This is a genomic window from Antrihabitans stalactiti, assembly GCF_012932915.1.
GTDB lineage: Bacteria > Actinomycetota > Actinomycetes > Mycobacteriales > Mycobacteriaceae > Antrihabitans > Antrihabitans stalactiti.
The window spans coordinates 972,435-997,188 of the sequence record NZ_VCQU01000001.1 but is presented as its reverse complement, the minus strand read 5'-3'; the positions used below and the strand labels follow the sequence as shown (position 1 = coordinate 997,188).

Sequence of the window (24,754 nt, the reverse complement as noted above, 5' to 3'; positions counted from 1 at the left end):
GAACGAACGGAGACATGCACATGACCGTCACCACCCTGGCATTCGAGTCGGGCTACTGGAATTCACTCGGCAGGGGTGTCGGTGCGATCGTGCTGTACGCGATCGTCGGTCTCGTGCTGATGGTCGTCGGCTTCTACGCGATCGACTTGACCACCCCGGGCAAGCTTCGCGACATTGTCCGACAGGGCAATCCGAACGCGATCGTGATCCTCGCGTCGGGAACGCTGAGCATGGCTTTCATCGTTGTCCTGGCGATCTATGCATCCTCGGGCAAGTTGTCGGAGGGTCTGGTTGCGTCGCTGGTGTACGGGCTCGTCGGCATTGTCGCCCAGGTGATTTCGGTGCGCGCGGTCGAGCTTGTGTCGGGTGTGGACATCGGTGCCGTCGTCACGTCGCCGACCTACAAGCCCGAAGTGCTGGTCGTTGCCGCAGCACACTTCGGGCTCGGTTTGGTCGTGGCGGTCGCGATCCTGTAGCGCCTACGCCGGCGTCGGGTCTACAGACGAATGATGGTGGGCGATCGCCCAATTGCCGTCTTGGTAGTTGTAGACCCAGGTGACCCGCGCCTGCACGTCCGCGCCGTTCGCGTTGATGGTCCAGAGGCCGACGTTGTACGCGACGTTGCAGTAGGACTCCTTGTGGCTCTCCACCATTCGCGCGACCGGCTTCGCTTTGATGAGGTTGACGAAGTACTCGGTGATCTCGGCGGGGGTGTCGGCAATCGGCTGCGACAAAGTAGGCAGGAGGACCGCGTCGGGGCGATAGAGGGCAGCCACTTTGCTGGCGTCGCCTGCGACGAGAGCGTCGTTCCATTTGGTGAACAGCGCGTCCATCTCGCTGTCGGACGCGCGAACACAGTCGTCTGACTTCTTGTCGTCGCTCGAACATGCGACCACCGTGGTAGCTAGTGCGAGCGCGACAAGACCGGCGCCGAACGGCTTGCGATTCATGACTTACTCCTGCTCGATCAGCCCCGACGCTATTGGGTGAACTGCAGAATTCTATCGCCGGAGGTGTCTGATCCGGACAATTTTCCTCCCCTATTGAGGGACTTTTTTATGGCTCTTTATCGAACGTCTTCGTTGCCAGCGCGTGTGCCTGCGCGCAGGGGTCGGGGTGCGGTCCGGCGTTTCGGAATTCGACCCACCATTCGACCACCCCGGGATCGGACTCGGCGTCGACTCCGCACGCGTCCCGATTGTCCTTCTGCTGCACGGTAATTGCGTGATGATAGGCGACGGACGTATCGGTCACGGCATACCCGAGCATACTGTCGGTCGATCGTTCGCGTTCCAGCGTGCCGGTTTCGAACCAGGCGAAATCGACGTCGGTAGTGCCGTACGGCCCCTCGAGTTGCCACACACAGATCGCGCCATCCGCGGTTCGTTGTCCGGATGTCGCGCCGGTCAGCGCGGTGAGGTCCTCGACTCGTAGGAAGCCGCAGGGGTAGCTGATGCTTGTCGAGGCCGGCTCGGCGGTCGGTCGGCCGTTGCTGGTCGAATCGCAGGCCGCTATCACGCTGCCTGCTGCGACGCACGCGCACAGCAACGCGGCCAGCTTCCGCGCGGTCATTGTGCTCCTCGGTCGACGCTGAGCTGGGCGAGGCCGGTGGCGGCATCGCATGCGTCGGCGTGCGGTGGTCCGGCGAACTCGACCGACCAAGAAACGACGTCCGGCACGTCGGCGAGATAGACCTCGCATCGATCTGCGCCGACGCGCGCGGAAAAGCCGTTCAGTGACCCGACTTTCACATCGGCGACCTGCTGTCGGGCTGCTAGATCATGCGAACGCTCGACTTCGATCGAGGTGCCTCGATACCACCACGTCCGTACGACCGTCAGGTTGCTCGCCGGACCGGCTTCCCACTGGCAACCGATCGGGCTCGTGACCACACGGGTGAGGGTCGACACGCCGGTTGCCGTGACGACCTCGCTGTCGGCCGCGGAGTTGCAGGGGCCGAGAGTCAAATGCGTCGCGGCTGCCGGCGCGGCCGAAACGGCAACGCTCGAATCGCCATTTCCGCCACACCCCGCGATGCCGATCGCGAGTAGTAGCAGCGACGCCCTGCGGCTGCGCGGAAAAGCGACACGCAAAATTCGCACGAGCCCTCCCGAGCGCAGTTACATTTCGTTTGCCGAGGTTACTCGCTTTGCGCGGACAAATATGTGGAGGAGCATTCGACTGTGAGCGATTCTGCGCCACTGGGCCGCACCGGTGCGCTGATAGTGGCAACCCGTGGCCGTGCGGGTGCCGGAGAAGTGCTGCTCACTGTTCGGGGGTCGAAGGAAACCTATCTTGCCTGGTCGGACGATCCGCTGCCCCGAGGCCAGGAGGTCCTTGTGATCGAGGTCACAGGACCGCGGACGGTACATGTCGAACCGTGGCCGCGATTGCTTGTACAGCAGTAAATGGTCGCCAGTAAACCCTTTCTCAAGGAGTCCACAATGTTTGGTTATCGAGTGCCTGCGCCAGACGAGGCTATGTTGATCTCCGGGGGTCGCAGAAATGACAATGCGCCATTCCGGGTGGTCACTGGCCATGGCGCCTTTATTATGCCGTTTTTCCGTAAAGTCCGATTTCTTACGTTGGCAATGTGTGAATCCGAAGTCGAAGAGAAATGCGTTACCCAGCAAGGAATCACGCTCAACGTCAGATCGGTCATTGCGTTCAAGGTCGGCAACGACACCGAGAGCATCGTCGCCGCGGGCCAGCGCTTCCTGTCGGACCAGAACCAGATGGGCGTCCTGACGGGGCGGATCTTCGCCGGCCACCTGCGTTCGATCATCGGGTCGATGACGGTCGAGCAGATCATCACCGAGCGCCAGAAGTTGGCGACCGAGGTGCTGGATGGTTCCAAAGAGGAGATGGCCAAGATCGGCTTGACCGTCGACGCCCTGCAGATCCAATCCATCGACGACGGCAACCTCGGCTACATCTTGGCGATGTCGGCGCCGCACAACGCGGCGATTCAGCAGCAGGCGCAGATCGCCCACTCGCGGGCAGCGCAGGCAGCCGCAGAGGCCGAACAGGAGTCGCAGCGCAATCAAGCGGAATTCGCACGAAAGACCGCGATCGTGCAGGCGCAGTACAAGGCCGAGGTCGACAAGGCACAGGCGGAAGCGTCCCAGGCCGGACCGCTCGCCCAGGCGCAGGCCCAGCGCGAGGTCCTGGCGATGCAGACCGAGCTGGCTGAACGCGCCGCTGAACTTCGACAGCAACAGTTGGTGTCGGAGGTGGTCAAGCCCGCTGAAGCAGAGGCTGAACGAGTGCGGATCTTGGCGCAGGCCGATGCCGAGAAGATGAAGATTCAGGCCGAGGCAGCGGCGTCGCACAACCGGGTTGCGCTGGACCGGATGCTGATCGACCAGCTACCCGAGATCGTGAAGCAGGCCGCGCAGGGACTGTCGGGCGCGAACCTCACGGTCCTCAATGGTGCGGACGGTCTCGGTGAGATCGCGACGGGACTGGTCGGGCAGGGTCTCGCCATCTTCGACTCGTTGCGCAGCGGTCTAGGGCAGCAGGCTGCAGGCTCTCCGGACGGGGAGCGGAGGGTGCCCGAGCTCAAAGGCTGACGGGTCAGTCGTCGTCTTCGCCGTCGTGCATGAAGTCGCGGACCACCGAGTCCAGCTTTTTCGTGTGCAACGCGTCCGATACCCGCTTCGACCAGGCGTCCACGCGTTGCACGACGAGCGGAGTCTCGGCCTTCTTGCGCGCGCGGTCGACCTCGGCTTCTGCCGTTTCAAGATGCCGGAACGCGACTTTGAACGTGGTCTCGATCGCGTCGAGCCACGTCTGCTTGTCGACGTCGTCGAGCGAGCGCTCCGTTTTGTCGCCGGACGCGGCGTCGAGCGCGACGATCACTGGAAGTGTGTAGTTCCCGAGTTCGATGTCGAACTGCGCTCGCTTCGAGCGGTCGATTTCGGCGCCCTCCAACCAGGCGACGAGGTCTTCGACATCGTCGATGACCTGGAAGGCGATCCCGACTTCGCGGATCGCGAGCAGCAGATGTTCGTGGCCGTCGTCGGGGCCGTTTTCCGCAGCACCGATCAGGAAAGCGAGTTCGAGCATCGCGGACGTCTTGCCGCGGCAAATCTGGTAGTACTGCTCTTCGGTTTTATCAAGGACACCGCGGTAGCGCAGCTCTCGCTCCTGCGCGGTATTCACACGGTCGTATGCATCGAGAAAATCCGTTGTCATCGGTTCGCTTGCCGACGCGACAATTGTGATTGCTCGGGTAGCAATCATATTTCCGATCAACAGCGCCTCGTCCGGACCCTGCAGATGCGCAATGGTCGGAAGGTTCCTACGAAGGACCGCTTTGTCGATGACGTCGTCGTGAACGAGCGTCGCGGTGTGCATCATTTCGAGTGCTTTGCACCGGTCGAGAAGTGTTTGGCTATCGCCGCCTGCTACTTGATGGGCGAGGCGAGAGCGGAAGTAGCGCCCCGAATAGAGGCTGGGGGCGTGATCTTGCAGGCCGAAACGGCCGAGGATCTGTTCGTACTCGACCGTGAGGGCATCAGCGAGCGTATGCCGAAATTCTGCAAATCCGTGCGCTTCGGTATCTGCCGCAGGGTCGACGACTGTCACGGCATTGACCACCATGCATGGTCCACGCGAGTGGCGCCTGTATCGATTGCATCGAATCGATTCATCTCGGTTCCCCTCGGCAGATTCGGTTTAGGTCGAGCAACTGTGATCTGTCGCGAGCGAACCGATCTTGATCGGTAACAATCTCAGGCGACCGATGTTTCAGTCAAGGACAGGTCCGATCGTACTTTGTGGCCAGGACTGCCCAGTTTACTGCCATACCTTTCGTGTCCCTTGTCACAAGCGAGTAGAGCGCTTGTTCCCGTCGCTCGAGACCAGCAGTGTGGCACCGAGCACGGCGACTCGCAAGACACACCTGTCGCATATACCGACGACCGAATCGGCTCGTGTAAGGCGAAAGTCTGCGACCCGGTAATCTGGCACGACTATGCATCTCAAGAGTCTGACGCTCAAGGGCTTCAAGTCCTTCGCTTCGGCGACGACTCTTCGCTTCGAACCGGGAATCACCTGCGTCGTCGGCCCGAATGGATCCGGGAAGAGCAACGTCGTGGATGCCCTCTCCTGGGTAATGGGGGAGCAGGGTGCAAAAGCGCTTCGCGGCGGAAAAATGGAAGACGTGATCTTCGCTGGTACGTCTGGTCGTGCACCACTCGGTCGAGCGGAAGTGACGCTCACCATAGATAACTCAGACGGTGCCTTACCTATCGAATATGCCGAAGTTTCCATTACCCGACGAATGTTTCGCGACGGTGCGGGCGAATACGAAATCAATGGCAGCTCCTGCCGTTTGATGGATGTGCAAGAACTGCTGAGCGATTCCGGTATCGGGCGCGAAATGCACGTAATCGTCGGCCAAGGTCAACTTGCTGCAATTCTGGAATCGCGCCCGGAAGATCGGCGCGCTTTCATCGAAGAAGCGGCAGGAGTTCTCAAGCATCGCAAAAGAAAAGAAAAAGCGGTCCGCAAACTCGACGCGATGCAGGCCAACCTTGCGCGCCTTAACGATTTGACTGCTGAATTGCGGCGTCAGTTGAAACCGCTGGGCAGGCAGGCCGAAGTCGCGCGGCGCGCGCAGACCGTCCAGGCGGATCTGCGTGACGCGCGATTGCGCCTTGCTGCCGACGACCTCGTAACTCGCCGGAACGAGTTTGCAAGCCAACAAACTCACGAAGCAATGATTCGTGAGGAGCAGGAGACAGTGCTCGCGGAGCTCGAAGCGGCAACCGCGGAGTTGAGCGAGCAAGAACTCGCTGTCGCTCGGCTGACGCCGAGTGCTGAGGCGGCTGGGCAGACCTGGTTCCAACTGTCTGCGCTCGCCGAACGGGTCAACGCGACGGTCCGGATCGCGAAGGAACGCGCACGTCACCTCGTCGCCGAACCCACGTCGAGTCAGGGACGCGATCCCGATCAGTTGGAGGCGGAGGCCGACCGAGTCGCTGCTGACGAAGCCGAGTTGATCGAGGCGCTGGAAGTGGCGCGCGCGGCCTTGGATGCGGCAAAGGACCTGCTCGTCGAGCGCGAGGGCGCCGCAGCAGCGGCCGAACACGCGCACATCGCGGCGGTGCGGGCAGTCGCCGATCGTCGTGAGGGGCTTGCCAGGCTCTCCGGTCAGGTCGACACGCTGCGCGCCAGAGCGCAGTCGGTCGACGCCGAGGTTGCCCGGTTGTCGGTGGCAATCGAGGAGGCGCGCCGCCGGGGCGACGCCGCGCAAGCCGAGTTCGACGGCGTCCAATCCCAGTTGGGCGATCTCGACGCCGGTGAATTGGGCCTCGACAGCCAGCATGAGCACGCGGTCGAAGCGCTGGCGCTCGCCGATCAGCGCGTCAACGAACTGCGCGAACAAGAACGAGCGGCAGGTAAAGAGGTTGCCTCGCTCGGCGCGCGGATCGAAGCCCTGTCGATGAATTTGCGGCGCAAGGACGGCGCGGCGTGGTTGGTCGAGCACCAAGCCGGCTCGATGCTCGGTCCGTTGGCCTCGTTGATCGAGGTCGAGGCAGGGTGCGAGGTTGCCGTTGCCGCCGCCATGGGACCAGCCGCCGATGCCATTGCCGTCGAGTCAGCGCGGTCTGCGGCCGATGCGGTCGCCGCGTTGAAAGCGGCCGACGGCGGCCGTGCGGCACTCGTCTTCGGGCACTCGACGGCGGTCGCCATGCCGACCATCGCGTTGCCTGCGGGCGCGCGCTGGGTTGTGGATGTCGTGTCCTGCGCGGATCCGCTGCGCAGCGCGCTCGGTGCCATGTTGTCCGGCGTCGTGCTGGTGCCGACCGTTGCAGACGCTGTCGACCTGGTCGGCAAGCATTCGGGCGTGCGCGCGGTGACCACCGAAGGCGATCTGGTCGGTCCGGGCTGGATCACGGGTGGGTCGGACCGGCCGCCGAGCATGCTCGAAGTGCAGGCGGCAATCGACGCGGCTACGAAAGCCTTGCGTTCGGCCGAGCGGCGGTCGGAGGAACTCGGAGCCGCGCTGTCAGGGGCGCTCGACGAACAGCGTCATCGTCGCGATGCCGCCGAGACGGCGCTATCGGCACTGCACGAATCCGACCGAGCGTTGGCTGCTGTCTATGAACAGCTCGGGCGGCTCGGTCAAGCGGCACGGCTGTCGCATGCCGAATCTGCCCGACTCGTCGACCAACGAGCCGAAGCGGAGGCCGGTCGTGAAGAGACGATGGTTGCCCTTGCCGAGTTGGAAGAGCGGTTGGGGCTGGCGGAGCAGGAACACTCCGGAATCGACGCCGACGGCGCTGGACTCGCGGGCGCAGACGAGGCCAGCCGCGAACGCGAGCAGGCTGCCGTCGCGCTGGCCGAGGTCCGGGCGGTAGAGGTCGAGGCGAGGCTCGCGGTCCGTACAGCGGAGGAGCGGGCGGAATCGCTTCGCGGCAAGGCGGATTCGCTACGACGGTCGGCGCGCGCCGAACGGGAGGCCCGGGTCCGTGCCGAGCGCGCTCAACGTGCGCGCAGACATGCTGCGGAAGTAGCTGCGGCAGTCGCTGATTCTGGTCAGAAAGTCGCATCGCATCTGGAAGAAGTTGTTGCCGAGGCAATTTCGCATCGAGATGAACTCGTCAAACAGCGGGGAGAGCGCAACGCGCAGCTCAACCTGGTCAAGGAGCGGGTTCGCGTTCTGAACAGCCGACTGACCGCGCTGACCGACGCCGTCCATCGCGACGAAGTGGCTCGCGCGCAGGTTGCGCTCCGCATCGAACAGCTGGAGGAGTCGATCGCCGAACAGTTCGGCATCGGACTCGACGATCTGGTCGCCGAGTACGGACCGCACGTCACGCTGCCTCCGTCGGCATTGGAGATGGCGGAATACGAGCAGGCGAAGGAACGGGGAGAGCAGGTCGTCGCGCCCGCGCCCCTGCGCTACGACCGCGCAACGCAGGAACGGCGTGCGAAGGCCGCGCAGAAAGACCTCACGACGCTAGGCAAGGTCAACCCGCTCGCCTTGGAAGAGTTCGCGGCGCTCGAGGAGCGCTACACCTTCCTGTCGACACAGCTCGAAGATGTCAAGAACGCCCGCAAGGACCTGCTCGACGTGGTCGCGGAGGTGGACTCGCGCATCCTGCAGGTGTTCACCGACGCCTACGCCGACGTCGAACGCGAATTCGTCCAGGTCTTCGAGACGCTGTTCCCCGGCGGCGAAGGCCGGCTCCTGCTGACCGATCCGTCGGACATGCTGACCACCGGTATCGAGGTGGAAGCGCGTCCGCCAGGCAAGAAGGTCAAGCGCCTGTCGCTGCTGTCCGGTGGCGAGAAGTCGCTGACCGCTGTCGCGCTGCTCGTCGCGATCTTCCGCGCCCGGCCGTCACCGTTCTACGTGATGGACGAAGTCGAGGCCGCGTTGGACGACACGAATCTGCGTCGGCTGATCAAGCTTTTCGAACAGCTGCGGGAGCGGTCGCAGCTGATCGTCATCACCCACCAGAAGCCGACGATGGAGGTCGCAGACGCGCTGTATGGCGTCAGTATGCGGGGCGACGGAATCACCACTGTGATCTCGCAACGGCTGCGTGGACAGAACCTCGGTGTGGCCGCGACCGGGTGAAATCGCCAGAGCGGCAGTGGTGCTCGGCCTGAGCTACAGTGCATCGAACGCAGCGGACCGGCGATTGGACGAGCATTAATGAGTAATCCGAACTGGCCCCCAGGGCAGGGGCAGCAGCAGCCCGGCTACCCGCCGCAGCAGGGGTATCCGCAGCAGGGGTACCCGCCTCAGCAGGGATATCCGCAACAACCCGGTTTTCCGCAACCCGGACAAACGCCGGGCTATCCGGCGCCTGGCTACCCGCAGCAGCCGCAGCATTTCGCTCCGCAGCAGCAGGGCTATCCGCAGCAGCCCGGACCGTACGGCCAGCAGGCGCAGCCGAACCAGTACGCACCGCCACAGCCGCAGCCCGGTGGTGGACCCATCCCGCAGGGCGCGGGTCGACTCGCTATCGAGACGAAGTTCTTCGTCCTGAACTGGATCTTCTTCCTGACCGGTCCGGCGATTCTGGTCGACGGCGTCGAGCGCGGCCGCACGTGGGGCCCGACCTTCGTCGATGTCGCACCGGGCCGCCACCTCGTCGAGGTCTACACGCGGTGGCTGTGGCGTCACGGTCCGTCGGCGCTGCCGGTCGAGGTCCAGGCCGGACAGACTATTCCGGTGTACTACGCCTCACCCGTGATGATGTTCTTCAGGGGCGCGGTCGGTCACGTACCGCAGAAGTTCCCGGGCATGGTGGCGTTCGTGTGCATTATCGGCGTCGTGATTCTGTTGTTCTTGCTCAACATCGTGCTGCTCGCGTCACTCAGCAGCGTTTAGACGTCAGACGATGCCGGTCAAGTCGTCGGGAACGTCGACGGCTTGACCGCGCAACAGTTCCAGCGGAATGACCTCGAGCGCGCGTTCGTGCGTCGCGGCCAGGACGACGGGGGTCGCCATTCCGTCTTTGTGCGCTTGCAGCCACCGGCTGGCCACGACGCACCACCGATCGCCCGGAACGAGTCCCGGGAACCGGTACTCGGGTCGTGGTGTGGTCAAGTCGTTGCCCACTGATTTCTGATGCCGAAGAAATTCAGCGGTCACGACGACGCAGACCGTATGGCTACCGATATCTTCCGGCCCGGTGCTGCAGCAGCCGTCGCGGAAGAAGCCGGTCACAGGATCGGTCCCACACTCGACGAGCTCGGATCCGAGGACATTGAGTTCTATGTCGGCCACCGGTCCATCGTCGCACTTCAAATGCCGCCCGAGAAGATTCGAATCGATCTCTGAAAGGATGGGGCTGTGACTGCCCAAGCCTGGATTCTGATTGCGGTACTCGCCGCAGTACTTCTGATCGCCCTGACGGCCGGGTTGATGTTGTACCGCAAGCGCCGCATTTCGCTGGCGCCGAACAAGCCGCCTGCTCTCGAGGACCGCTCAGGTGGCTACAAGGCGGGCGGTGGCTTCACGTTCAGCCAAGGTGGCACCGCGACCGCGCCCCGCCCACCGCTCGGTGAGCGGACCGAGACCGAGGGCCAGCCGATGGTCGGCGACGACGCGGCGGTGCCGCGCGACGCACCGCGGCGGGGGATTTCCGAGGTCCGGCTACCCGAGCCCGACGTCGAGGCCGAAACCGTCGTCGAAGAGATCGAACTGCCTGCGATCCCGGAGACGCCGGCAGGCGCCGAGTCCGTTCCGGCGATCGACCAGATTGCGCCGACCGAAGGCAGGCTGGAGAAGCTGCGCGGTCGCCTCGCCCGTTCGCAATCCGCGGTCGGAAAGAGTCTGCTCGGCCTGCTCGGTGGCGGCGACCTCGACGAGGACTCCTGGGAAGAAGTCGAAGACACCCTCCTGATCGCCGACCTGGGTACCGCGGTCACGACGTCGGTGGTCGAGCAGTTGCGGGTCGAGATGGCGGCACGCAGCGTGCGGACCGAGGGGCAAGCGCGCGCGCTGCTGCGTGAGGTCCTCATCGAGCACCTGCACCCGGAGCTGGACCGCTCGGTCCGTGCATTGCCGCACGACGATCACCCGTCGATTCTGCTGGTCGTCGGTGTCAACGGCACAGGCAAGACGACCACGACTGGCAAGCTCGCCCGGGTACTGGTTGCCGACGGTCGGCGCGTGCTGCTCGGGGCTGCGGACACCTTCCGTGCGGCCGCGGCAGATCAGCTGCAGACCTGGGGTGAGCGCGTCGGCGCAGACACGGTCCGAGGCAAGGAGCACGCCGACCCCGCCTCCGTGGCATTCGACGCGGTGTCCAAGGGCATCGAAATGGGTGTCGACGTCGTCCTGATCGACACAGCCGGACGGTTGCACACGAAGACCGGCCTGATGGACGAGCTCGGCAAGGTCAAGCGCGTCATCGAAAAGCGCGCGACGGTCGACGAGGTGCTGCTGGTCCTCGATGCGACGATCGGGCAGAACGGTCTGATGCAGGCGCGGGTGTTCGCCGATGTTGTCAAGATCAGCGGCGTCGTGCTTACCAAGCTGGACGGAACAGCCAAGGGTGGCATCGTCTTCCAGGTGCAGCACGAGCTCGGTGTGCCTGTGAAGCTGGTCGGACTGGGTGAAGGTGCCGACGATCTGGCGCCGTTCGAGCCGGCGGCGTTCGTCGACGCACTGGTTGGTTAGAAGTTCCTGGACTATCGATCAGTTCGCTGTATCGTTGCGCTGTCACCACAACGACGTGGGAAGTGATAGCGATGGCTCAGCTCTCGCATGCAGATTTCGCAAGGCAAGTCCTCGCGGCTGCGGCACCACCCGATCGGGTTGCGGCCGTCATCGCCCAGGTGCTCGGCGACAAGTTCGAAATCGGTCCAATCCATGTAGGCCCCGCGGGTATCGCGACTGCAACGGTCGTCGGTACGGCGGGATTCGTCGACGCGACAACGTGTCTGGACGACGAGTGGGACGTCAACGTCTCGGTTCCGGTGAGCCTGAGTGTGTGGGTACACCTGGCAGGCAAGCCGGCGCGATACCGGATTGCGCTGCGCGTGCGCACCCGATTCCGTTTGATTCTCGAAGAGCCGTGCACGGTCGTCGTCGATTTCGAAGACGTCCGGCGCGAACACATCGACGCGACTGTCAACCCGCACGGCATGCCCTCACGCCTGCTCGGTTGGGTCGGCAAGATCAACACGCAGGTCGGCGACCAGGTCGTCGCCTACTTCAACCACTTGATCGCAAGTCCTGAGGTTTTCGAACTCTGTCATATCGATGTGCAGGAACTGCTGAAGCGAGCCTGGGCATCGGGGTTGGTCATTCCTGTCACGGGTGACGATCCCTACCGGCCGCTGGAGTTCACCGACCGAGCCGGCTGAACCGCTGGCCCCCACCAACCGCATGAATGTCACATTCATTCAGTCTGACTGAGTGAATGCGACATTCATGCAGTTGATGTGCACTACTTCTGCCACTTCGAACCCAAACGCCCGTCGCGTCACGTCAGTCACTAACCTCTGCCGCCGCTGGAGTTCACCGACCGAGCCGGCTGAACCCTCGTGAGTCTTTTCGGAGTCTATGGACTCCGAAAAGACTCACGAGGGTAGTGGCAGCTAGCGTTGATGCGTGAGCACAGGACCACTGCATGGGGTGCGGGTCATCGAGATGGGCCAGCTGATCGCCGGACCGTTCGTAGGCAGCCGGTTGGCTGACTTCGGGGCAGAGTTGATCAAGGTCGAGCCGCCCGGCAAGGGTGACCCGATGCGCAACTGGGGCAAGACGTTCGAGGGCAAGAGCCTGTGGTGGTCGGTCATCGCGCGCAACAAGAAATCCATCAGCATCGACCTTGCGCAGGAGGACGGTCGCGACCTCGTGCGAGCGCTCGTCGCAGAGGCCGATGCCGTCGTCGAGAACTTCCGACCGGGCACTTTGGAGAAGTGGGGTCTTGGGCCCGAGGAGCTGCACAAGATCAACCCCAAGTTGATCATCGTGCGCATCTCCGGCTTCGGTCAGACTGGTCCGTACTCGAAGCGGCCCGGCTTCGCGAGTGTCGGTGAAGCGATGGGCGGACTGCGCTACATCAACGGGTTTCCCGGCCAGGTACCGCCACGAAGCGGGATCTCATTGGGGGACACGCTCGCGGCGCTGTTCGCGTTGGAGGGACTGTTGATGGCGCTGTACTGGCGTGACGCGAAAGGCGGCACCGGTCAAGTAGTCGATGCGTCGATTCTCGAGAGCTGTTTTGCGATGCTCGAGTCGACGCTGCCCGAATACGACAAGCTCGGCATCGTCCGCGAACCGATGGGCACGGGCCTGAAAAGCCTTGCGCCGTCGAACGTCTACCCGACGAAAGAGGGGCGCAACCTCATCATCGCGGCGAACGCCGACCCCTTGTTCCGGCGGCTGACCCAGGCAATGGGCCAACCCGAACTTGCCGACGATCCGCGTTTCGCGACGCACATCGCACGTGGTGAGAACTCCGACGTGCTCGACGCGATCATCGCAGAGTGGTCCGCCACCTTGGGGTTCGGCGACTTGACCGCCGCGCTCGACGAACACGCCGTCGTCTGGGGGCCGATCAATTCGATCGCCGACGTCGTCGCAGACCCACACGTTCAGGAGCGTGGAATGGTTGTGCGGCAGGATGATCCGCATTTCGGCTCCATCGCGGTCCCGGGTGTGGTGCCGAAACTGTCCGAGACGCCGGGCGCAATTTCCTGGCTCGGACCCGAGTCGCCGGGCCAGGACAACGAGCAGGTGTACGGCGAGGTGCTGGGAATTTCCAACGAGCGCCAGCGTGACCTCGCGGAGCGACACGTCATATGAGCGAGCTGCGGATCTGCGAGGTCGGCCCGCGTGACGGGCTGCAGAACCAGGACCGGCATTTCTCTATCGACGAGCGCGTCGACCTCATCGATCGTTTGATCGCGACCCGGCCCGCCGCAGTCGAGGCGGTTAGCTTCGTCAACGACCGCAGGGTTCCGCGGATGGCGGGCGCCGAAGAGATTCTCGGGCGCATTGCGCGGTCCGACGGTGTCGACATCGCCGCGCTGGTGATGAACGGCCGGGGCGTGCAGCGCGCCCTGAACTGCGACCTCGATGAGATCCGGTTCGCTGTGTCGGCGACGGACGAATTCAATCTGCGCAATGTGAACGCGCCCGTGAGCGCGACCGTCGAAGACTTTGCAGCCAACGCGGCCGCCATCATCGGCGCAGGCGTGCGATTGACCGCGATCATCGCGGTGTCGTTCGGCTGCCCGTTCTCGGGTGTCGTCGAACCCGCCGCCGTCATCGAACTGGTGGGGCAGTTGGCCGAAGCGGGAGCGCAGGAAATCCTGCTCGCCGACACGATCGGATGCGGCGTGCCGAACCAGGTCCGAGAACTGCTGGACGGCGTAGCCGCCGTCGCTCCTGGTATTCCCCGTGGCGTGCACCTCCACAACACGCGAAACACGGGCTACGCGAATGCCGTGGCAGCGATCGAGTCCGGCGCAACCACGCTCGACTCCTCGGTCGGCGGTCTCGGTGGGTGCCCCTTCGCGCCGAATGCGACGGGAAATATCGCGACCGAGGATCTGTGCTACCTCTTGCGCAATTCCGGTTACGCCACCGGCGTGCAGCTACCTGAGTTGCTGGGCGTCGTGGACTGGCTGCGATCTCTCGTTCCCGACGAGATATCCGGACAACTCGGCCAGGCCGGATTGTTTCCTGAGGTGGCTCGGTCGCACTGAAATGGGGACTACGGCCCCGCAAACGCGTGGTTCACACCAGGCAGTTCACACGTTTGTGCAGCACGAAACCTCGATGCAACACAGCACCACAATGCGTTCACATGCGCGAAACCTCCCAGCGCCATGGATGAAACACCAACTGAGCACTCTTCTCTCCAGGTCGTCAGTCGAAACCGGCTGGGCTACGAAGGAGGAGACAAAAGGTGGATGGATTCCCCATAATCGGCGCGCCCGACGCCGGCGACACAGCATGGATGCTGGCTAGCTCAGCGCTCGTGCTGCTCATGACTCCAGGGCTTGCGTTCTTCTACGGTGGCATGGTCCGCGCCAAGAACGTCCTCAACATGATCATGATGAGCGTCAGTGCGATGGGCGTGGTGACCGTTCTCTGGGTCCTCTATGGATTCTCGATGGCGTTCGGCAACGACAAGGGCAACCTGGTCGGTGACCCTGGCCAATACTTCGGGCTGAAGACGCTGTTCGGCGGCTCCTACCTCGCCGCGACCGATCCCGCTTCGCCCGCCGCGATTCCGCTGGCCGGCACGTTGCCGGCGACCGTGTTCGTCGCGTTCCAGCTCATGTTCGCGATCATCACGGTCGCGCTGATCTCGGGTGCGGTCGCCGACCGACTCAAGTTCACGTCATGGCTGGTGTTCTCGGCGCTGTGGATCACGATCGTCTACTTCCCGATCGCCCACTGGGTCTTCGCGTTCGACGGCATCACCGGTGAGCACGGCGGCTGGATCGCCAACCGACTGAAGGCCATCGACTTCGCGGGTGGTACTGCGGTCCACATCAACGCGGGTGCTGCAGGCCTGGTCCTCGCATTGGTCCTCGGCAAGCGTGCAGGTTGGCCGAAGACCGCATTCCGTCCGCACAACCTGCCGTTCGTCATGCTCGGCGCCGCCCTCCTGTGGTTCGGCTGGTACGGCTTCAACGCCGGTTCGGCGACTGCGTCCAACGGCATCGCCGGTGCAACGTTCCTCACGACGACCATCGCGACCGGTACCGCAATGCTCGCGTGGCTGCTCGTCGAGCAGTTCCGCGACGGCAAGCCGACCTCCCTCGGTGCCGCATCGGGCATCGTTGCTGGTCTGGTCGCCATCACCCCGTCTTGTTCTTCGGTCAACGTCGTTGGCGCGCTTGCCATCGGCGCGGCTGCAGGCGCCCTCTGCGCACTTGCTGTCGGCCTCAAGTTCAAGCTCGGATTCGACGACTCGCTCGACGTCGTCGGTGTTCACCTCGTCGGCGGTATCGTCGGTACGCTGATGGTCGGGCTCGTGGCCGCACCTGAAGCACCCGCCGCGGTCAAGGGTCTCTTCTACGGTGGTGGCCTCGAACAGCTGAAGTTGCAGGCTGTCGGAGCGGGCGCGGTGCTGCTGTGGTCGTTGATCGGAACCGCGATCATCGCCTACGCCATCAAGTTCACCATCGGCCTCCGCGCAAGCGAGGAAGACGAATCGATGGGCCTCGATGAATCGGATCATGCTGAGACGGCATACGATTTCGCTTCATTGGGTGCAAGCTCCGTACTGGGCCGCAAGGAGGCATGACCGAAATGAAGCTGATCACTGCGATTGTCAAACCGTTCACTCTCGAAGATGTCAAGACCGGACTCGAGCAGGCGGGCGTGCTTGGCATGACCGTCAGCGAGGTTCAGGGGTACGGACGTCAGAAGGGCCACACCGAGGTCTACCGCGGCGCGGAGTACTCGGTGGACTTCGTCCCCAAGGTTCGGGTGGAGGTCGTCATCGACGACGCCGCCGTGGACAAGGTGGTCGAAGTTATCGTCGAGGCGTCCCGCACCGGCAAGATCGGTGACGGAAAGGTGTGGGTCACACCTGTCGAATCGGTTATCCGAGTACGAACCGGAGAGCGTGGATCCGACGCCCTCTGACCCAACCGGGTCGCAATCCAGCGGCTCCGTCCCCATCGACCTCGGTGGGGACGGAGCCGCTCGCATATACGAAGGGGCCGGATAAGTGGCTGGAGCGGGAAAGACAGGGTCGGACGCTGCAGCGGATCTAGTCCGTGCGAGACAACAGCTTTTGGCAGGCGGAACTGGGCGGGGGCACGGTCGCACCGCGAGCTCGGGCGGGCGATTGGACGCGCAGTCGTTGCGGCAGGCGCTCGTCGACCTGCACGAGTTCTGGTTGAACACGAAGGCCGCCGAGCTGGGGATCAAGGCGGACAGCGGATTTGCGATAGTTGCAGTCGGCGGGCTCGGCAGACGGGAAATGCTGCCCTACTCCGATCTCGACTTGATTCTGTTGTACGACAAGGTCGACAAGGCGCAAGTTTCCGACGTAGCGGACCAGATCTGGTATCCGCTGTGGGACGCGCACATCAAGCTGGACCACAGTGTTCGGACTGTGCCGCAGGCGATTCAAGTCGCGGGAAGCGACCTGACCGCTGCGTTGGGCATGCTCGAGGCACGTCACATCGTCGGCAATCAGGACCTGTCGAACCAGTTGATCAGTGGTGTGCGCCGCGACTGGCGCAACGGAATCCGCTCGCGCTTCGACGAATTGGTCGCTCAGACGCAATCACGCTGGTCGCGTAGCGGGGAGATCGCACACCGCGCGGAGCCGGATCTGAAGAACGGTCGTGGCGGATTGCGTGACGTCCAGTTACTGGACGCGCTGGCAATCGCTCAGCTGACCGATGCGATGCCTGGCCTCGGCCCCGACGTTCCCGGTGGTGGGCTCGAGCAGGCGCACCGCAGGTTGCTCGACGTCAGGACAGAGTTGCACCGCGTCGCCGGACGGGCCAGAGATCAACTGCGCGCGCAGGACGCCGACGAGATCGGTTCTGCGCTGCGCATCGGCGACCGGTTCGATCTTGCGCGGACGCTGAGTGATTCGGCCCGGACCGTGAGTTACTCCGTCGAGGTCGGGTTACGGACCGCGCACAACGCTCTTCCTCGGCGCGGACTGTCTCGGCTGCGTCGGGTGCCGGTCCGTCGGCCGCTGGACGAAGGGGTGGTCGAGCATGGCGGCGAGGTCGTGCTTGCCCGGGATGCGCGTCCGAAGAAGGATCCGGGGCTGATCCTGCGCGTCGCCGCTGCCAGTGCGCAGACCGAAATGCCGATGTCGGCAACGACATTGAATCGGCTGTCGGACGGCTCGCCCGAGCTGCGCGAGCCGTGGCCGAAGGAAGCGCTCAACGATCTACTCGTGCTGCTCGATTCCGGCCGCAAGGCGATCGGTGTGATCGAGGCGCTGGACCGGACGGGGCTCTGGGGTCGGCTGCTGCCGGAGTGGGGCGCCATCCGCGACCTGCCGCCGCGAGATGCCGTGCACACCTGGACAGTTGACCGACACCTCGTCGAAACCGCGGCGTATGCAAGTGGTTTCACGACGCGGGTGTCGCGACCAGACCTCCTCGTCCTTGGTGCGTTGCTGCACGACATCGGCAAGGGACGCGGTGGTGATCACAGCGTGGTCGGCGCCGGACTAGCGACGCAGATCGGCAAGCGGTTGGGCCTGTGGCCGTCCGATGTCGCGTTGCTGACTGCGATGGTCCGGCACCACTTGCTGTTGCCGGAAACGGCGACCCGGCGCGATCTCGAAGACCCGGCGACGGTGCAGGCTGTCGTCGATGCAGTAGACGGCGATCCGTTGCTGCTCGAGCTGTTGCACGCCCTGGCCGAAGCCGACTCGCTGGCAACCGGTCCGGGCGTGTGGGGCGATTGGAAGGCGTCATTGATCCGCGACTTGGTCCGTCGGTGCCGGGTCCTGATGTCGGGGGAGCAGCTGCCCGAGCCCGACCCGATCGACCTCGCCCACATCGAGCGCGCTGCGGCCGGCGGGGTCCATGTCGATCTTGTTCCCGGCGGGGGCATGCACACCTTCGTCGTCACGATCATCGCGCCGGACCACCCTGGGCTGCTGTCGGACGCCGCAGGCGTGCTTGCTTTGCATTCGTTGCGTGTGCTGTCCGCATCGTGCGGCAGTCACGGCGGGTCGGCGATCAACACCTTCGTCGTATCGCCGAAGTTCGGTGCGCCGCCGGCGGCTGGGCTGCTCAGGCAGGAGCTCATTCGCGCGAGTGCCGGCGAGCTGAACCTGATCAAGCTGCTGGACAAGAAGGAACGTGACGCCGCCGACTCGAAGCCGGTCGTCACCGGTGAGCAGGGCGTGCCGACGACGTACGCGATCGCGCCGCCGCGGGTGATCTGGTTCGAAGGGCGGGGCGAGCGAAGCGACGGGGGATCGAACACCAACCCCATTCTCGAGCTTCGCGCCGAAGATCGCCTGGGCTTGCTGTGCCGACTCGCCGCCGTGCTGGAGCAATGTGGTGCCGACGTTCGGTGGGCGAAGGTGTCGACCATGGGATCTGCTGTGGTCGACTCGTTCTGTCTCGACCTCGCCGGTGCGGACAACGCGACAACCCGGCGGCGGATCGAGGAGGCGGTCCTCGGTGTCGTCCCAGGTACACGGCCGAAGCCGCCTGCAGTGGAGGGGCAGTAGGGCGCACAGCCTAAGCTTGAGCGAAGTCTGTAACCCCGCCATCATCAGGAGCGCGCTAGGTGTTCGAATCCCTATCCGACAGGTTGACCGGAGCACTCAAGGACCTGCGCGGCAAAGGCCGCCTGTCGCCTGCCGATATCGACGCGACCTGCCGCGAGATCCGACTGGCGCTGCTAGAGGCCGACGTCGCGCTGCCCGTCGTGCGTTCTTTCATCGCGAAGATCAAGGAACGCGCCAAAGGCGCTGAGGTCTCGGGCGCGCTGAATCCTGCCCAGCAGGTCGTCAAGATCGTCAACGAGGAACTCATCGGCATCCTCGGCGGCGAGACCCGGCGCTTCCAGTTCGCCAAGAACCCGCCAACCGTCGTGATGCTGGCCGGCCTGCAGGGTTCCGGAAAGACGACGCTGGCAGGCAAGCTCGCGAAGTGGCTCAAGGACCAGGGCCACACACCGTTGCTCGTGGCGTGTGACCTCCAGCGTCCTGGCGCGGTCAGCCAGCTGCAGATCGTCGGTCAGCGCGCTGGTGCAGCCGTCTTCGCGCCGCATCCCGGTACGTCGATCGGTGGCGGTGAAAACGCGCTCGGTGTCTCTGCTGCAGACCCGGTCGAGGTTGCCCGCGCCGGCGTGGCCGAAGCGCGGAGCAAGCAATACGACGTCGTCATCGTCGACACCGCAGGCCGCTTGGGCATCGACGCCGAATTGATGGGTCAAGCGTCGGGCATTCGCGACGCGGTCCAGCCAGACGAGACGCTGTTCGTCCTCGACGCCATGATCGGTCAGGACGCGGTCAGCACGGCGGAAGCCTTCCGTGACGGCGTCGGATTCACCGGCGTCGTGCTCACGAAGCTCGACGGCGATGCTCGCGGTGGTGCGGCGCTGTCCGTCCGCGAGGTCACGGGCATGCCGATCATGTTCGCGTCCACCGGTGAGAAGCTCGAAGACTTCGACGTCTTCCACCCGGACCGTATGGCCAGCCGCATCCTCGGCATGGGCGACGTGCTCACCCTCATCGAACAGGCCGAGCAGGTCTACGACGAGCAGTCCGCGCTGGCGGCTGCCGAGAAGATGAGTTCGGGCCAGCTGACGCTCGAGGACTTCCTCGAACAGATGATGGCAATCCGCAAGATGGGCCCGATCGGCAACTTGCTCGGCATGTTGCCCGGGGCCGGGCAGATGAAGGAAGCGCTCGCGCAGGTCGACGACAAGCAGCTCGACCGTGTGCAGGCAATCATTCGCGGCATGACGCCCGCGGAGCGCGACAATCCGAAGATCATCAACGCCTCCCGTCGGCTGCGCATCGCGAACGGTTCGGGCGTCAAGGTGTCGGAGGTCAACCAACTGGTCGACCGGTTCTTCGAAGCCCGCAAGATGATGGCGTCGATGGGTCGGCAGATGGGCTTCCCCGGGGGCGCGCGCAAGGCGAATCAGCGCAACAGCAAGAAGGGCAAGAAGGGCAAGGGCCGCGGCCCGACCCAGCCGAGGAACCGCGGCGGCATGCCTGGCATGCTCCCGCCGGGTATGCCCGACCTGTCCGGTATGCCGAAGGGCCTCGACGAACTGCCACCAGGTCTGGAAGGTTTCGACCTGTCGAAGTTCAAGTTCCCGAACAAGTAGTCCGCACATGGGCGAGGCGCTGCACCTGCAAGGACGCGGGCTGCCAGGCGAGGATTCCGTCGAACTCTGGGTCCGCGACGGGCTGATCTCGCTGGAGCCGATTGCGGGTGCCGACACGGTCGCACGGTCCGGCTGGATTTTGCCGGGGCTCGTCGATGCGCATTGCCATGTGGGGATCAAGTACAAGGGCGGTCACGAGGACGAGGCCGGCGCGATCGCTCAGGCGGAGACGGAGCGAACCGTCGGTGCCCTGTTGTTGCGCGACGCCGGTTCGCCGATCGATACCCGCTTCATCGATGAGCGCGAGGACCTGCCGAAGATCATCCGCGCGGGCCGCCACATCGCGATGCCCAAGCGATACATCCCCGGTCTGGCCGTCGACCTGGAAAACGAGTCGCAGCTGCCGGAAGCCGTGGCCCAGCAAGCGATTCTGGGTGACGGTTGGGTGAAGTTGGTCGGGGACTGGATCGACAGGTCCGTGGGCGATCTCCGGCCGCTGTGGAGCGACGACATCCTTCGCGACGCCATTGACGCCGCACATCGCCATGGCGCGCGCGTCACCGCCCACGTTTTCAGCGAGGACGCGTTGCCAGGGTTGATCAACGCAGGTATCGACTGCATCGAGCACGGCACCGGCCTGACCGACGAGACGATCGAGATGATGGTCGAGCACGGGACCGCGTTGGTCCCGACGCTGATCAACATCGCCACGTTCCCCGACATCGTCTCGACGGCGGCGCAGAAGTTTCCGATCTACGCCCGGCACATGGCGGACCTCCACGCCAGAGTCGCGCGGACGATCGGCGACGCGCACGACGCAGGAGTCACGATCTACGCAGGCACCGATGCAGGCGGTTCGATCGTGCACGGTCGGATCGCGGACGAAGTCGCCGCGTTGACCGGCATCGGCATGTCACCCACCGAAGCACTCGGCGCCGCCTGCTGGGACGCACGGTCGTGGCTGGGACGACCAGGGCTGGAGCACGGCGCGCCTGCGGATCTGCTCGTCTACGACACGGACCCGCGGACCAGCGCAGAAACCCTCGCCGCCCCGGACTTGGTGATCTTGCGGGGGCAGATTTTTCGAGGCTGAGCCACCAACGATCTGAATGGGCGTACCTTCGGATTACGTGAGCATTCGACTCGGCTATCAGATGCCAAACTTCAGCTACCAGGGGTCGGTTGCCGACCTGTTCCCGACTGTCATTGCGCAAGCGCGCGAAGCGGAGTCGGCAGGATTCGACACCGCCTTCGTCATGGATCACTTCTATCAATTGCCCGGAATCGGTAAACCGGACGAGCCGATGCTCGAGGCGTATACCGCGCTCGCGGGCATCGCAACCGCGACCGAGAAGATCCAGCTGTCCGCGCTGGTCACGGGTAACACGTATCGAAATCCGCCGATGCTGGCAAAGACCGTGACGACGTTGGATGTCGTCAGCGGCGGCCGCGCGATTCTCGGCATCGGTGCGGGTTGGTTCGAATTCGAGCACAAGTCGTTCGGCTATGAATTCGGCACGTTCACCGACCGGTTCGAGCGGCTGGGGGAGGCGTTGGAGATCATCGCGCCGATGCTGCGCGGTGAGCGCCCGACGTTCGACGGCAAGTGGTATCACGTCGACGAGGCCATCAACGAGCCGCGTATTCGCGACGACCTGCCGATCATGTTGGGCGGTGGCGGCGAAAAGAAGACCTTCGGCTTGGCGGCGAAGTTCGGCGCGCACTTGAACGTCATCTGTAATGCGTCGGAGCTGCCACGAAAGGTCGAGGCGATTGCGGCGCGATGCGAAGAGGTGGACCGCGATCCGGCGACTCTGGAGACCAGTTACCTGGCGTTCGTCATTGTCGACGAGGACGGCGATCGTGCGCGCTCGCTGCAACGCGACCACTTCCGCAAGATGGGTGTCGATCTGGATTCGCTGCCGGACGACAAGCGCGCCGCCGCGACGGACCGCCAGTTCGTCGGCGCCCCCGACGACGTCGCCGAGCAGATCCAGAAGCGGGTCCTCGATCAGGGCATCGACGGCGTCATCATCAACCAGGTCGCCAACGGTCACGAGCCCGGCATCGTCGAGCTCGCCGGCCGCACACTCGGCCCGCTGGTGCACTGAACCAACCGTGCGTGAGTTTGGCCCCCAGAGGGGCCAAACTCACGCACAGGCGTAGCTCACGTCGCGCGGTAACGCCGCTCGGGTCGACCAGCGCCGCCGTATTGCAGCCGGATTTCGAGCGCGCCGGTTTCGAGGTAGTGCTCGAGATAGCGCCGTGCACTCACGCGGGAAATGCCGACCAGCTCAGCGCATTCCGCTGCAGACAGTTCGGCCTTGGACCGCACGGCATCGAGCACGAGGGTGCCGGTCTCGGGACTCAGCCCTTTGGGCAGTCGCTGCTGGGCTTGGCGTTGGCCTGCGCTACCGAACAGTGAGTCGACGAGGGACTGATCGACGCCAGCATGCGACTGCAGGGTCAGGGACCGTTCCTTGAACGCGGTGAGTTTCGCTTGCAACTGCGGGAATTCGAACGGCTTGATCAGGTAGTCGGCCGCTCCGCCATGCAACGCCTCGGTGACCGTGTCCAGTTCGCGAGCGGCGGTGATCATGATGATCTCGACCGGATTTCGGTCCGCACGGAGCCGACGCATGACGTCGAGGCCGGACATGTCAGGGAGATGGACGTCGAGAAGCACCAGATCCGGGGACAGCGTCGCGACGGCTTCCAAAGCCTGTGCACCGGTGCGCGCCACGCCAACGGTCGCGAAATCCGGTGTCCTGTCGACGAATCGGCGATGAATCTCGGCCACCATGAAGTCGTCGTCGACGACCAGCACGTCAAACATCGACTGCTCCGATCCGCGGCAGGCGAACGGTGAACACTGCGCCGCCGGTCGTCGTGTCCGACACGGCTGCGTCGCCGCCGTGTTGTGCGCTCACCAGCCGGACCAGGGCCAGGCCGATTCCGCGACCGCCCGGCACGTCCGTCTTCGACGTGACCCCGCGCGAGAAGATCGACTCTCGCATAGCCTCTGGCACACCGGTTCCCGAGTCTTCGACGGTGATGACGAGATCGTCGTCGTCGCTGATGGCGACCGAAACCTGTGCCGCAGCAGACCCTTCCGAGACGTCGACCGCATTGTCGATCAAGTTGCCGAGCACGGTGATCACGTCGGTGGCCATCGCGGGTTCCAGCGCGCTCAGGTGCGATTCGGGCGCAAGGTATAGCGCGACACCCGATTCGGCTGCCAGCGATGTCTTCGCGATCAAGAGCGAGGCAACCGCGGGATCGGAGATGCTCTGCGTCACAGCATCACTGATCGCCGCACGCCGCCGGGTGAGTGTTCCGACGAACTCGGTGACGGCCTCGAATTCGCCGAGCTGGGCCAGGCCGGAGATTGTGTGCAACTGGTTGGCGAACTCGTGAGTTTGCGCACGGAGTGTGTCGGTGACGCTCTTGTGCGATGAGAGCTGGCTCTGCATCGACGCGAGTTCGGTGCTGTCGCGCATTGTCGTAACTGTGCCGATCTGTTGTCCTTTGCTGGTGGCGGCGCGCCGGTTCAGGGCGAGAACGCGAGTGGGCGTGGCGATGACGACATCGCGAACGTCTTCGCCGGACAGCAAGAACTCGCGGACCGCGGAGTCGATCGCAACGTCGTCGACATGGCGTCCGACGGCATCGGGCGCCAGACCGAGCAGATCTTGCGCGCTGTCGTTCAAGACCGTGATCTCACCTTCGTTGTTCACCGCGACGACGCCCTCTTGGATGCTGTGCAGCAGCGCTTCTCGATGATCGGCGAGGCTCGCGATCTCCGCGATCTCCAGGCCTCGGGTCTGCCGTTTGATTCGACGCGACAGCAGCCAAGATCCGATCATGCCGAGCGCGGCACCCAAACCCAGGTAGAGGATCAGTCGCTCACCGGCGCCGCTGAGCAGTTCCCACACCGACGGATAGTCCTCGCTGACCGCAATGATCGCGAGCACGTCACCGTTCGTCGACAGCAGCGGCACATGACCGACCAGCGAATGCATTCCGTCGATGTCCACGTCGCCGAACCAAGCCCGACCTGCAGTGACGTTGCTGTCGCCGAGCTGAGCAGTCGCGCCGATCCGCAACGGATCCGACGACGCGCGCACGGTGCCTGCCGGGTCGATGATCTCGGCGAGCGATGCTCCCGACAGATTGACCGCGCGGTCTACGTCGGGGGCAAGCAGCTGGGCTGCGAACGGGTCGGCGTACCGGTCACGGACCAAGGGAGTCGATGCGACGTTCTCCGCAACGGCGATCATCCGCTGACCGCGTACGTCGCGGAACTCTTTCGTCGACTGCGTGACCGAGACCGCCGCGACAGTCGTCAACACGACGGCGACCACCACCAGCTGAAACAGCAGGAACTGGCCGGCGAGACTGCGCCAGCTACGGACGACTGATGACCACAATGAACAATACTTTCGTTGCGTTCTCAAGAGTGACGTGGATCACGGT

The 24,754-nt window shown here is 64.2% G+C and carries 22 protein-coding genes; 15 read left to right on the top strand and 7 right to left on the bottom strand.

The features are described from left to right. Positions 1 to 20: 20 nt before the first annotated feature. The gene (locus FGL95_RS04785; RefSeq protein ID WP_169585006.1) at positions 21 to 476 is read left to right on the top strand and encodes a DUF350 domain-containing protein; all 456 of its coding nucleotides are present in this window, start codon (positions 21 to 23) and stop codon (positions 474 to 476) included. 3 nt (positions 477 to 479) lie between these two features. Here the strand turns inward: FGL95_RS04785 and FGL95_RS04780 are convergent, their stop codons facing one another. The 3 genes from FGL95_RS04780 to FGL95_RS04770 form a co-directional block, all read right to left on the bottom strand. After that, a complete protein-coding gene (locus FGL95_RS04780) occupies positions 480 to 950 on the bottom strand; it encodes a DUF4440 domain-containing protein (protein ID WP_169585005.1) in 471 nt (156 codons plus the stop codon). A gap of 106 nt (positions 951 to 1,056) precedes the next feature. Further along, positions 1,057 to 1,572: a DUF3558 domain-containing protein gene (locus FGL95_RS04775; protein WP_169585004.1), complete on the bottom strand. Its 516-nt coding sequence runs from the start codon at positions 1,570 to 1,572 to the stop codon at positions 1,057 to 1,059. Next, positions 1,569 to 2,102, bottom strand: coding sequence for a DUF3558 family protein (locus tag FGL95_RS04770; protein WP_169585003.1), 534 nt, complete (start codon positions 2,100 to 2,102; stop codon positions 1,569 to 1,571). Before FGL95_RS04770 ends, FGL95_RS04775 begins: the two co-directional genes overlap by 4 nt. 81 nt (positions 2,103 to 2,183) lie before the next feature. Between FGL95_RS04770 and FGL95_RS04765 the strand changes: the two genes are divergently transcribed. Both FGL95_RS04765 and FGL95_RS04760 read left to right on the top strand, forming a co-directional pair. Continuing rightward, positions 2,184 to 2,408, top strand: a complete 225-nt coding sequence (locus FGL95_RS04765) for a hypothetical protein (protein ID WP_169585002.1) — start codon at positions 2,184 to 2,186, stop codon at positions 2,406 to 2,408. Positions 2,409 to 2,444: 36 nt separating this feature from the next. Continuing rightward, on the top strand, positions 2,445 to 3,572 hold the full coding sequence (locus FGL95_RS04760) for an SPFH domain-containing protein (protein ID WP_169585001.1): 1,128 nt from the start codon (positions 2,445 to 2,447) through the stop codon (positions 3,570 to 3,572). Between the two features lie 4 nt (positions 3,573 to 3,576). Here FGL95_RS04760 and FGL95_RS04755 read toward each other — a convergent pair whose 3' ends face one another. Next, positions 3,577 to 4,605, bottom strand: coding sequence for a polyprenyl synthetase family protein (locus FGL95_RS04755; RefSeq protein WP_169585000.1), 1,029 nt, complete (start codon positions 4,603 to 4,605; stop codon positions 3,577 to 3,579). 373 nt (positions 4,606 to 4,978) lie between these two features. On the opposite strand from FGL95_RS04755, the gene smc reads away from it, so the two are divergent. After that, entirely contained in the window at positions 4,979 to 8,596 is a 3,618-nt protein-coding gene (smc, locus tag FGL95_RS04750) for a chromosome segregation protein SMC (protein WP_169584999.1), read from the top strand. Positions 8,597 to 8,674: 78 nt separating this feature from the next. Then, on the top strand, positions 8,675 to 9,355 hold the full coding sequence (locus FGL95_RS31970) for a hypothetical protein (RefSeq protein ID WP_206071431.1): 681 nt from the start codon (positions 8,675 to 8,677) through the stop codon (positions 9,353 to 9,355). 3 nt (positions 9,356 to 9,358) lie between these two features. Here the strand turns inward: FGL95_RS31970 and FGL95_RS04740 are convergent, their stop codons facing one another. Beyond that, entirely contained in the window at positions 9,359 to 9,745 is a 387-nt protein-coding gene (locus FGL95_RS04740) for a DUF2237 family protein (RefSeq protein ID WP_169585248.1), read from the bottom strand. Positions 9,746 to 9,820: 75 nt separating this feature from the next. Here FGL95_RS04740 and ftsY point away from each other — a divergent pair, with 75 nt between their 5' ends. The 10 genes from ftsY to FGL95_RS04690 all read left to right on the top strand — a co-directional run bounded on the left by ftsY (position 9,821) and on the right by FGL95_RS04690 (position 22,389). Next, on the top strand, positions 9,821 to 11,152 hold the full coding sequence (ftsY, locus tag FGL95_RS04735) for a signal recognition particle-docking protein FtsY (protein ID WP_169584998.1): 1,332 nt from the start codon (positions 9,821 to 9,823) through the stop codon (positions 11,150 to 11,152). Positions 11,153 to 11,223: 71 nt separating this feature from the next. Continuing rightward, positions 11,224 to 11,841, top strand: coding sequence for a hypothetical protein (locus tag FGL95_RS04730; RefSeq protein WP_169584997.1), 618 nt, complete (start codon positions 11,224 to 11,226; stop codon positions 11,839 to 11,841). Between the two features lie 247 nt (positions 11,842 to 12,088). Beyond that, positions 12,089 to 13,288, top strand: a complete 1,200-nt coding sequence (locus tag FGL95_RS04725) for a CoA transferase (protein WP_169584996.1) — start codon at positions 12,089 to 12,091, stop codon at positions 13,286 to 13,288. Beyond that, a complete protein-coding gene (locus FGL95_RS04720; RefSeq protein ID WP_206071430.1) occupies positions 13,285 to 14,193 on the top strand; it encodes a hydroxymethylglutaryl-CoA lyase in 909 nt (302 codons plus the stop codon). The genes FGL95_RS04725 and FGL95_RS04720 overlap by 4 nt, the downstream gene beginning before the upstream one ends. Before the next feature lie 203 nt (positions 14,194 to 14,396). Next, positions 14,397 to 15,746 carry an ammonium transporter gene (locus FGL95_RS04715; protein ID WP_338079708.1) on the top strand — a complete coding sequence of 450 codons (1,350 nt, stop codon included), beginning with the start codon at positions 14,397 to 14,399 and terminating at the stop codon, positions 15,744 to 15,746. 5 nt (positions 15,747 to 15,751) lie between these two features. Beyond that, on the top strand, positions 15,752 to 16,090 hold the full coding sequence (locus FGL95_RS04710; protein WP_169585245.1) for a P-II family nitrogen regulator: 339 nt from the start codon (positions 15,752 to 15,754) through the stop codon (positions 16,088 to 16,090). Between the two features lie 85 nt (positions 16,091 to 16,175). Then, the gene (locus FGL95_RS04705; protein ID WP_169584995.1) at positions 16,176 to 18,665 is read left to right on the top strand and encodes a [protein-PII] uridylyltransferase; all 2,490 of its coding nucleotides are present in this window, start codon (positions 16,176 to 16,178) and stop codon (positions 18,663 to 18,665) included. Between the two features lie 59 nt (positions 18,666 to 18,724). Continuing rightward, on the top strand, positions 18,725 to 20,278 hold the full coding sequence (gene ffh, locus FGL95_RS04700; RefSeq protein WP_169584994.1) for a signal recognition particle protein: 1,554 nt from the start codon (positions 18,725 to 18,727) through the stop codon (positions 20,276 to 20,278). A gap of 7 nt (positions 20,279 to 20,285) precedes the next feature. Then, positions 20,286 to 21,371: an amidohydrolase family protein gene (locus FGL95_RS04695; RefSeq protein WP_169584993.1), complete on the top strand. Its 1,086-nt coding sequence runs from the start codon at positions 20,286 to 20,288 to the stop codon at positions 21,369 to 21,371. A 37-nt stretch (positions 21,372 to 21,408) separates the two neighbouring features. Next, the gene (locus FGL95_RS04690; RefSeq protein WP_338079707.1) at positions 21,409 to 22,389 is read left to right on the top strand and encodes an LLM class F420-dependent oxidoreductase; all 981 of its coding nucleotides are present in this window, start codon (positions 21,409 to 21,411) and stop codon (positions 22,387 to 22,389) included. A gap of 56 nt (positions 22,390 to 22,445) precedes the next feature. Here the strand turns inward: FGL95_RS04690 and FGL95_RS04685 are convergent, their stop codons facing one another. Together FGL95_RS04685 and FGL95_RS04680 are read right to left on the bottom strand one after the other, a co-directional pair. Then, the gene (locus FGL95_RS04685) at positions 22,446 to 23,114 is read right to left on the bottom strand and encodes a response regulator (RefSeq protein WP_169584991.1); all 669 of its coding nucleotides are present in this window, start codon (positions 23,112 to 23,114) and stop codon (positions 22,446 to 22,448) included. After that, positions 23,107 to 24,735 carry a sensor histidine kinase gene (locus FGL95_RS04680; RefSeq protein ID WP_169584990.1) on the bottom strand — a complete coding sequence of 543 codons (1,629 nt, stop codon included), beginning with the start codon at positions 24,733 to 24,735 and terminating at the stop codon, positions 23,107 to 23,109. Before FGL95_RS04680 ends, FGL95_RS04685 begins: the two co-directional genes overlap by 8 nt. Positions 24,736 to 24,754 lie beyond the last annotated feature (19 nt).

Excerpts from the sequence above, each read along its gene's own strand:
- FGL95_RS04785 (WP_169585006.1), top strand. The coding sequence starts at position 21 with ATGACCGTCACCACCCTGGCATTCGAGTCGGGCTACTGGAATTCACTC.
- FGL95_RS04780 (WP_169585005.1), bottom strand. The coding sequence starts at position 950 with ATGAATCGCAAGCCGTTCGGCGCCGGTCTTGTCGCGCTCGCACTAGCT.
- FGL95_RS04775 (WP_169585004.1), bottom strand. The coding sequence starts at position 1,572 with ATGACCGCGCGGAAGCTGGCCGCGTTGCTGTGCGCGTGCGTCGCAGCA.
- FGL95_RS04760 (WP_169585001.1), top strand. The coding sequence starts at position 2,445 with ATGTTTGGTTATCGAGTGCCTGCGCCAGACGAGGCTATGTTGATCTCC.
- FGL95_RS04755 (WP_169585000.1), bottom strand. The coding sequence starts at position 4,605 with ATGGTGGTCAATGCCGTGACAGTCGTCGACCCTGCGGCAGATACCGAA.
- smc (WP_169584999.1), top strand. The coding sequence starts at position 4,979 with ATGCATCTCAAGAGTCTGACGCTCAAGGGCTTCAAGTCCTTCGCTTCG.
- FGL95_RS31970 (WP_206071431.1), top strand. The coding sequence starts at position 8,675 with ATGAGTAATCCGAACTGGCCCCCAGGGCAGGGGCAGCAGCAGCCCGGC.
- FGL95_RS04730 (WP_169584997.1), top strand. The coding sequence starts at position 11,224 with ATGGCTCAGCTCTCGCATGCAGATTTCGCAAGGCAAGTCCTCGCGGCT.
- FGL95_RS04720 (WP_206071430.1), top strand. The coding sequence starts at position 13,285 with ATGAGCGAGCTGCGGATCTGCGAGGTCGGCCCGCGTGACGGGCTGCAG.
- FGL95_RS04710 (WP_169585245.1), top strand. The coding sequence starts at position 15,752 with ATGAAGCTGATCACTGCGATTGTCAAACCGTTCACTCTCGAAGATGTC.
- FGL95_RS04695 (WP_169584993.1), top strand. The coding sequence starts at position 20,286 with ATGGGCGAGGCGCTGCACCTGCAAGGACGCGGGCTGCCAGGCGAGGAT.
- FGL95_RS04685 (WP_169584991.1), bottom strand. The coding sequence starts at position 23,114 with ATGTTTGACGTGCTGGTCGTCGACGACGACTTCATGGTGGCCGAGATT.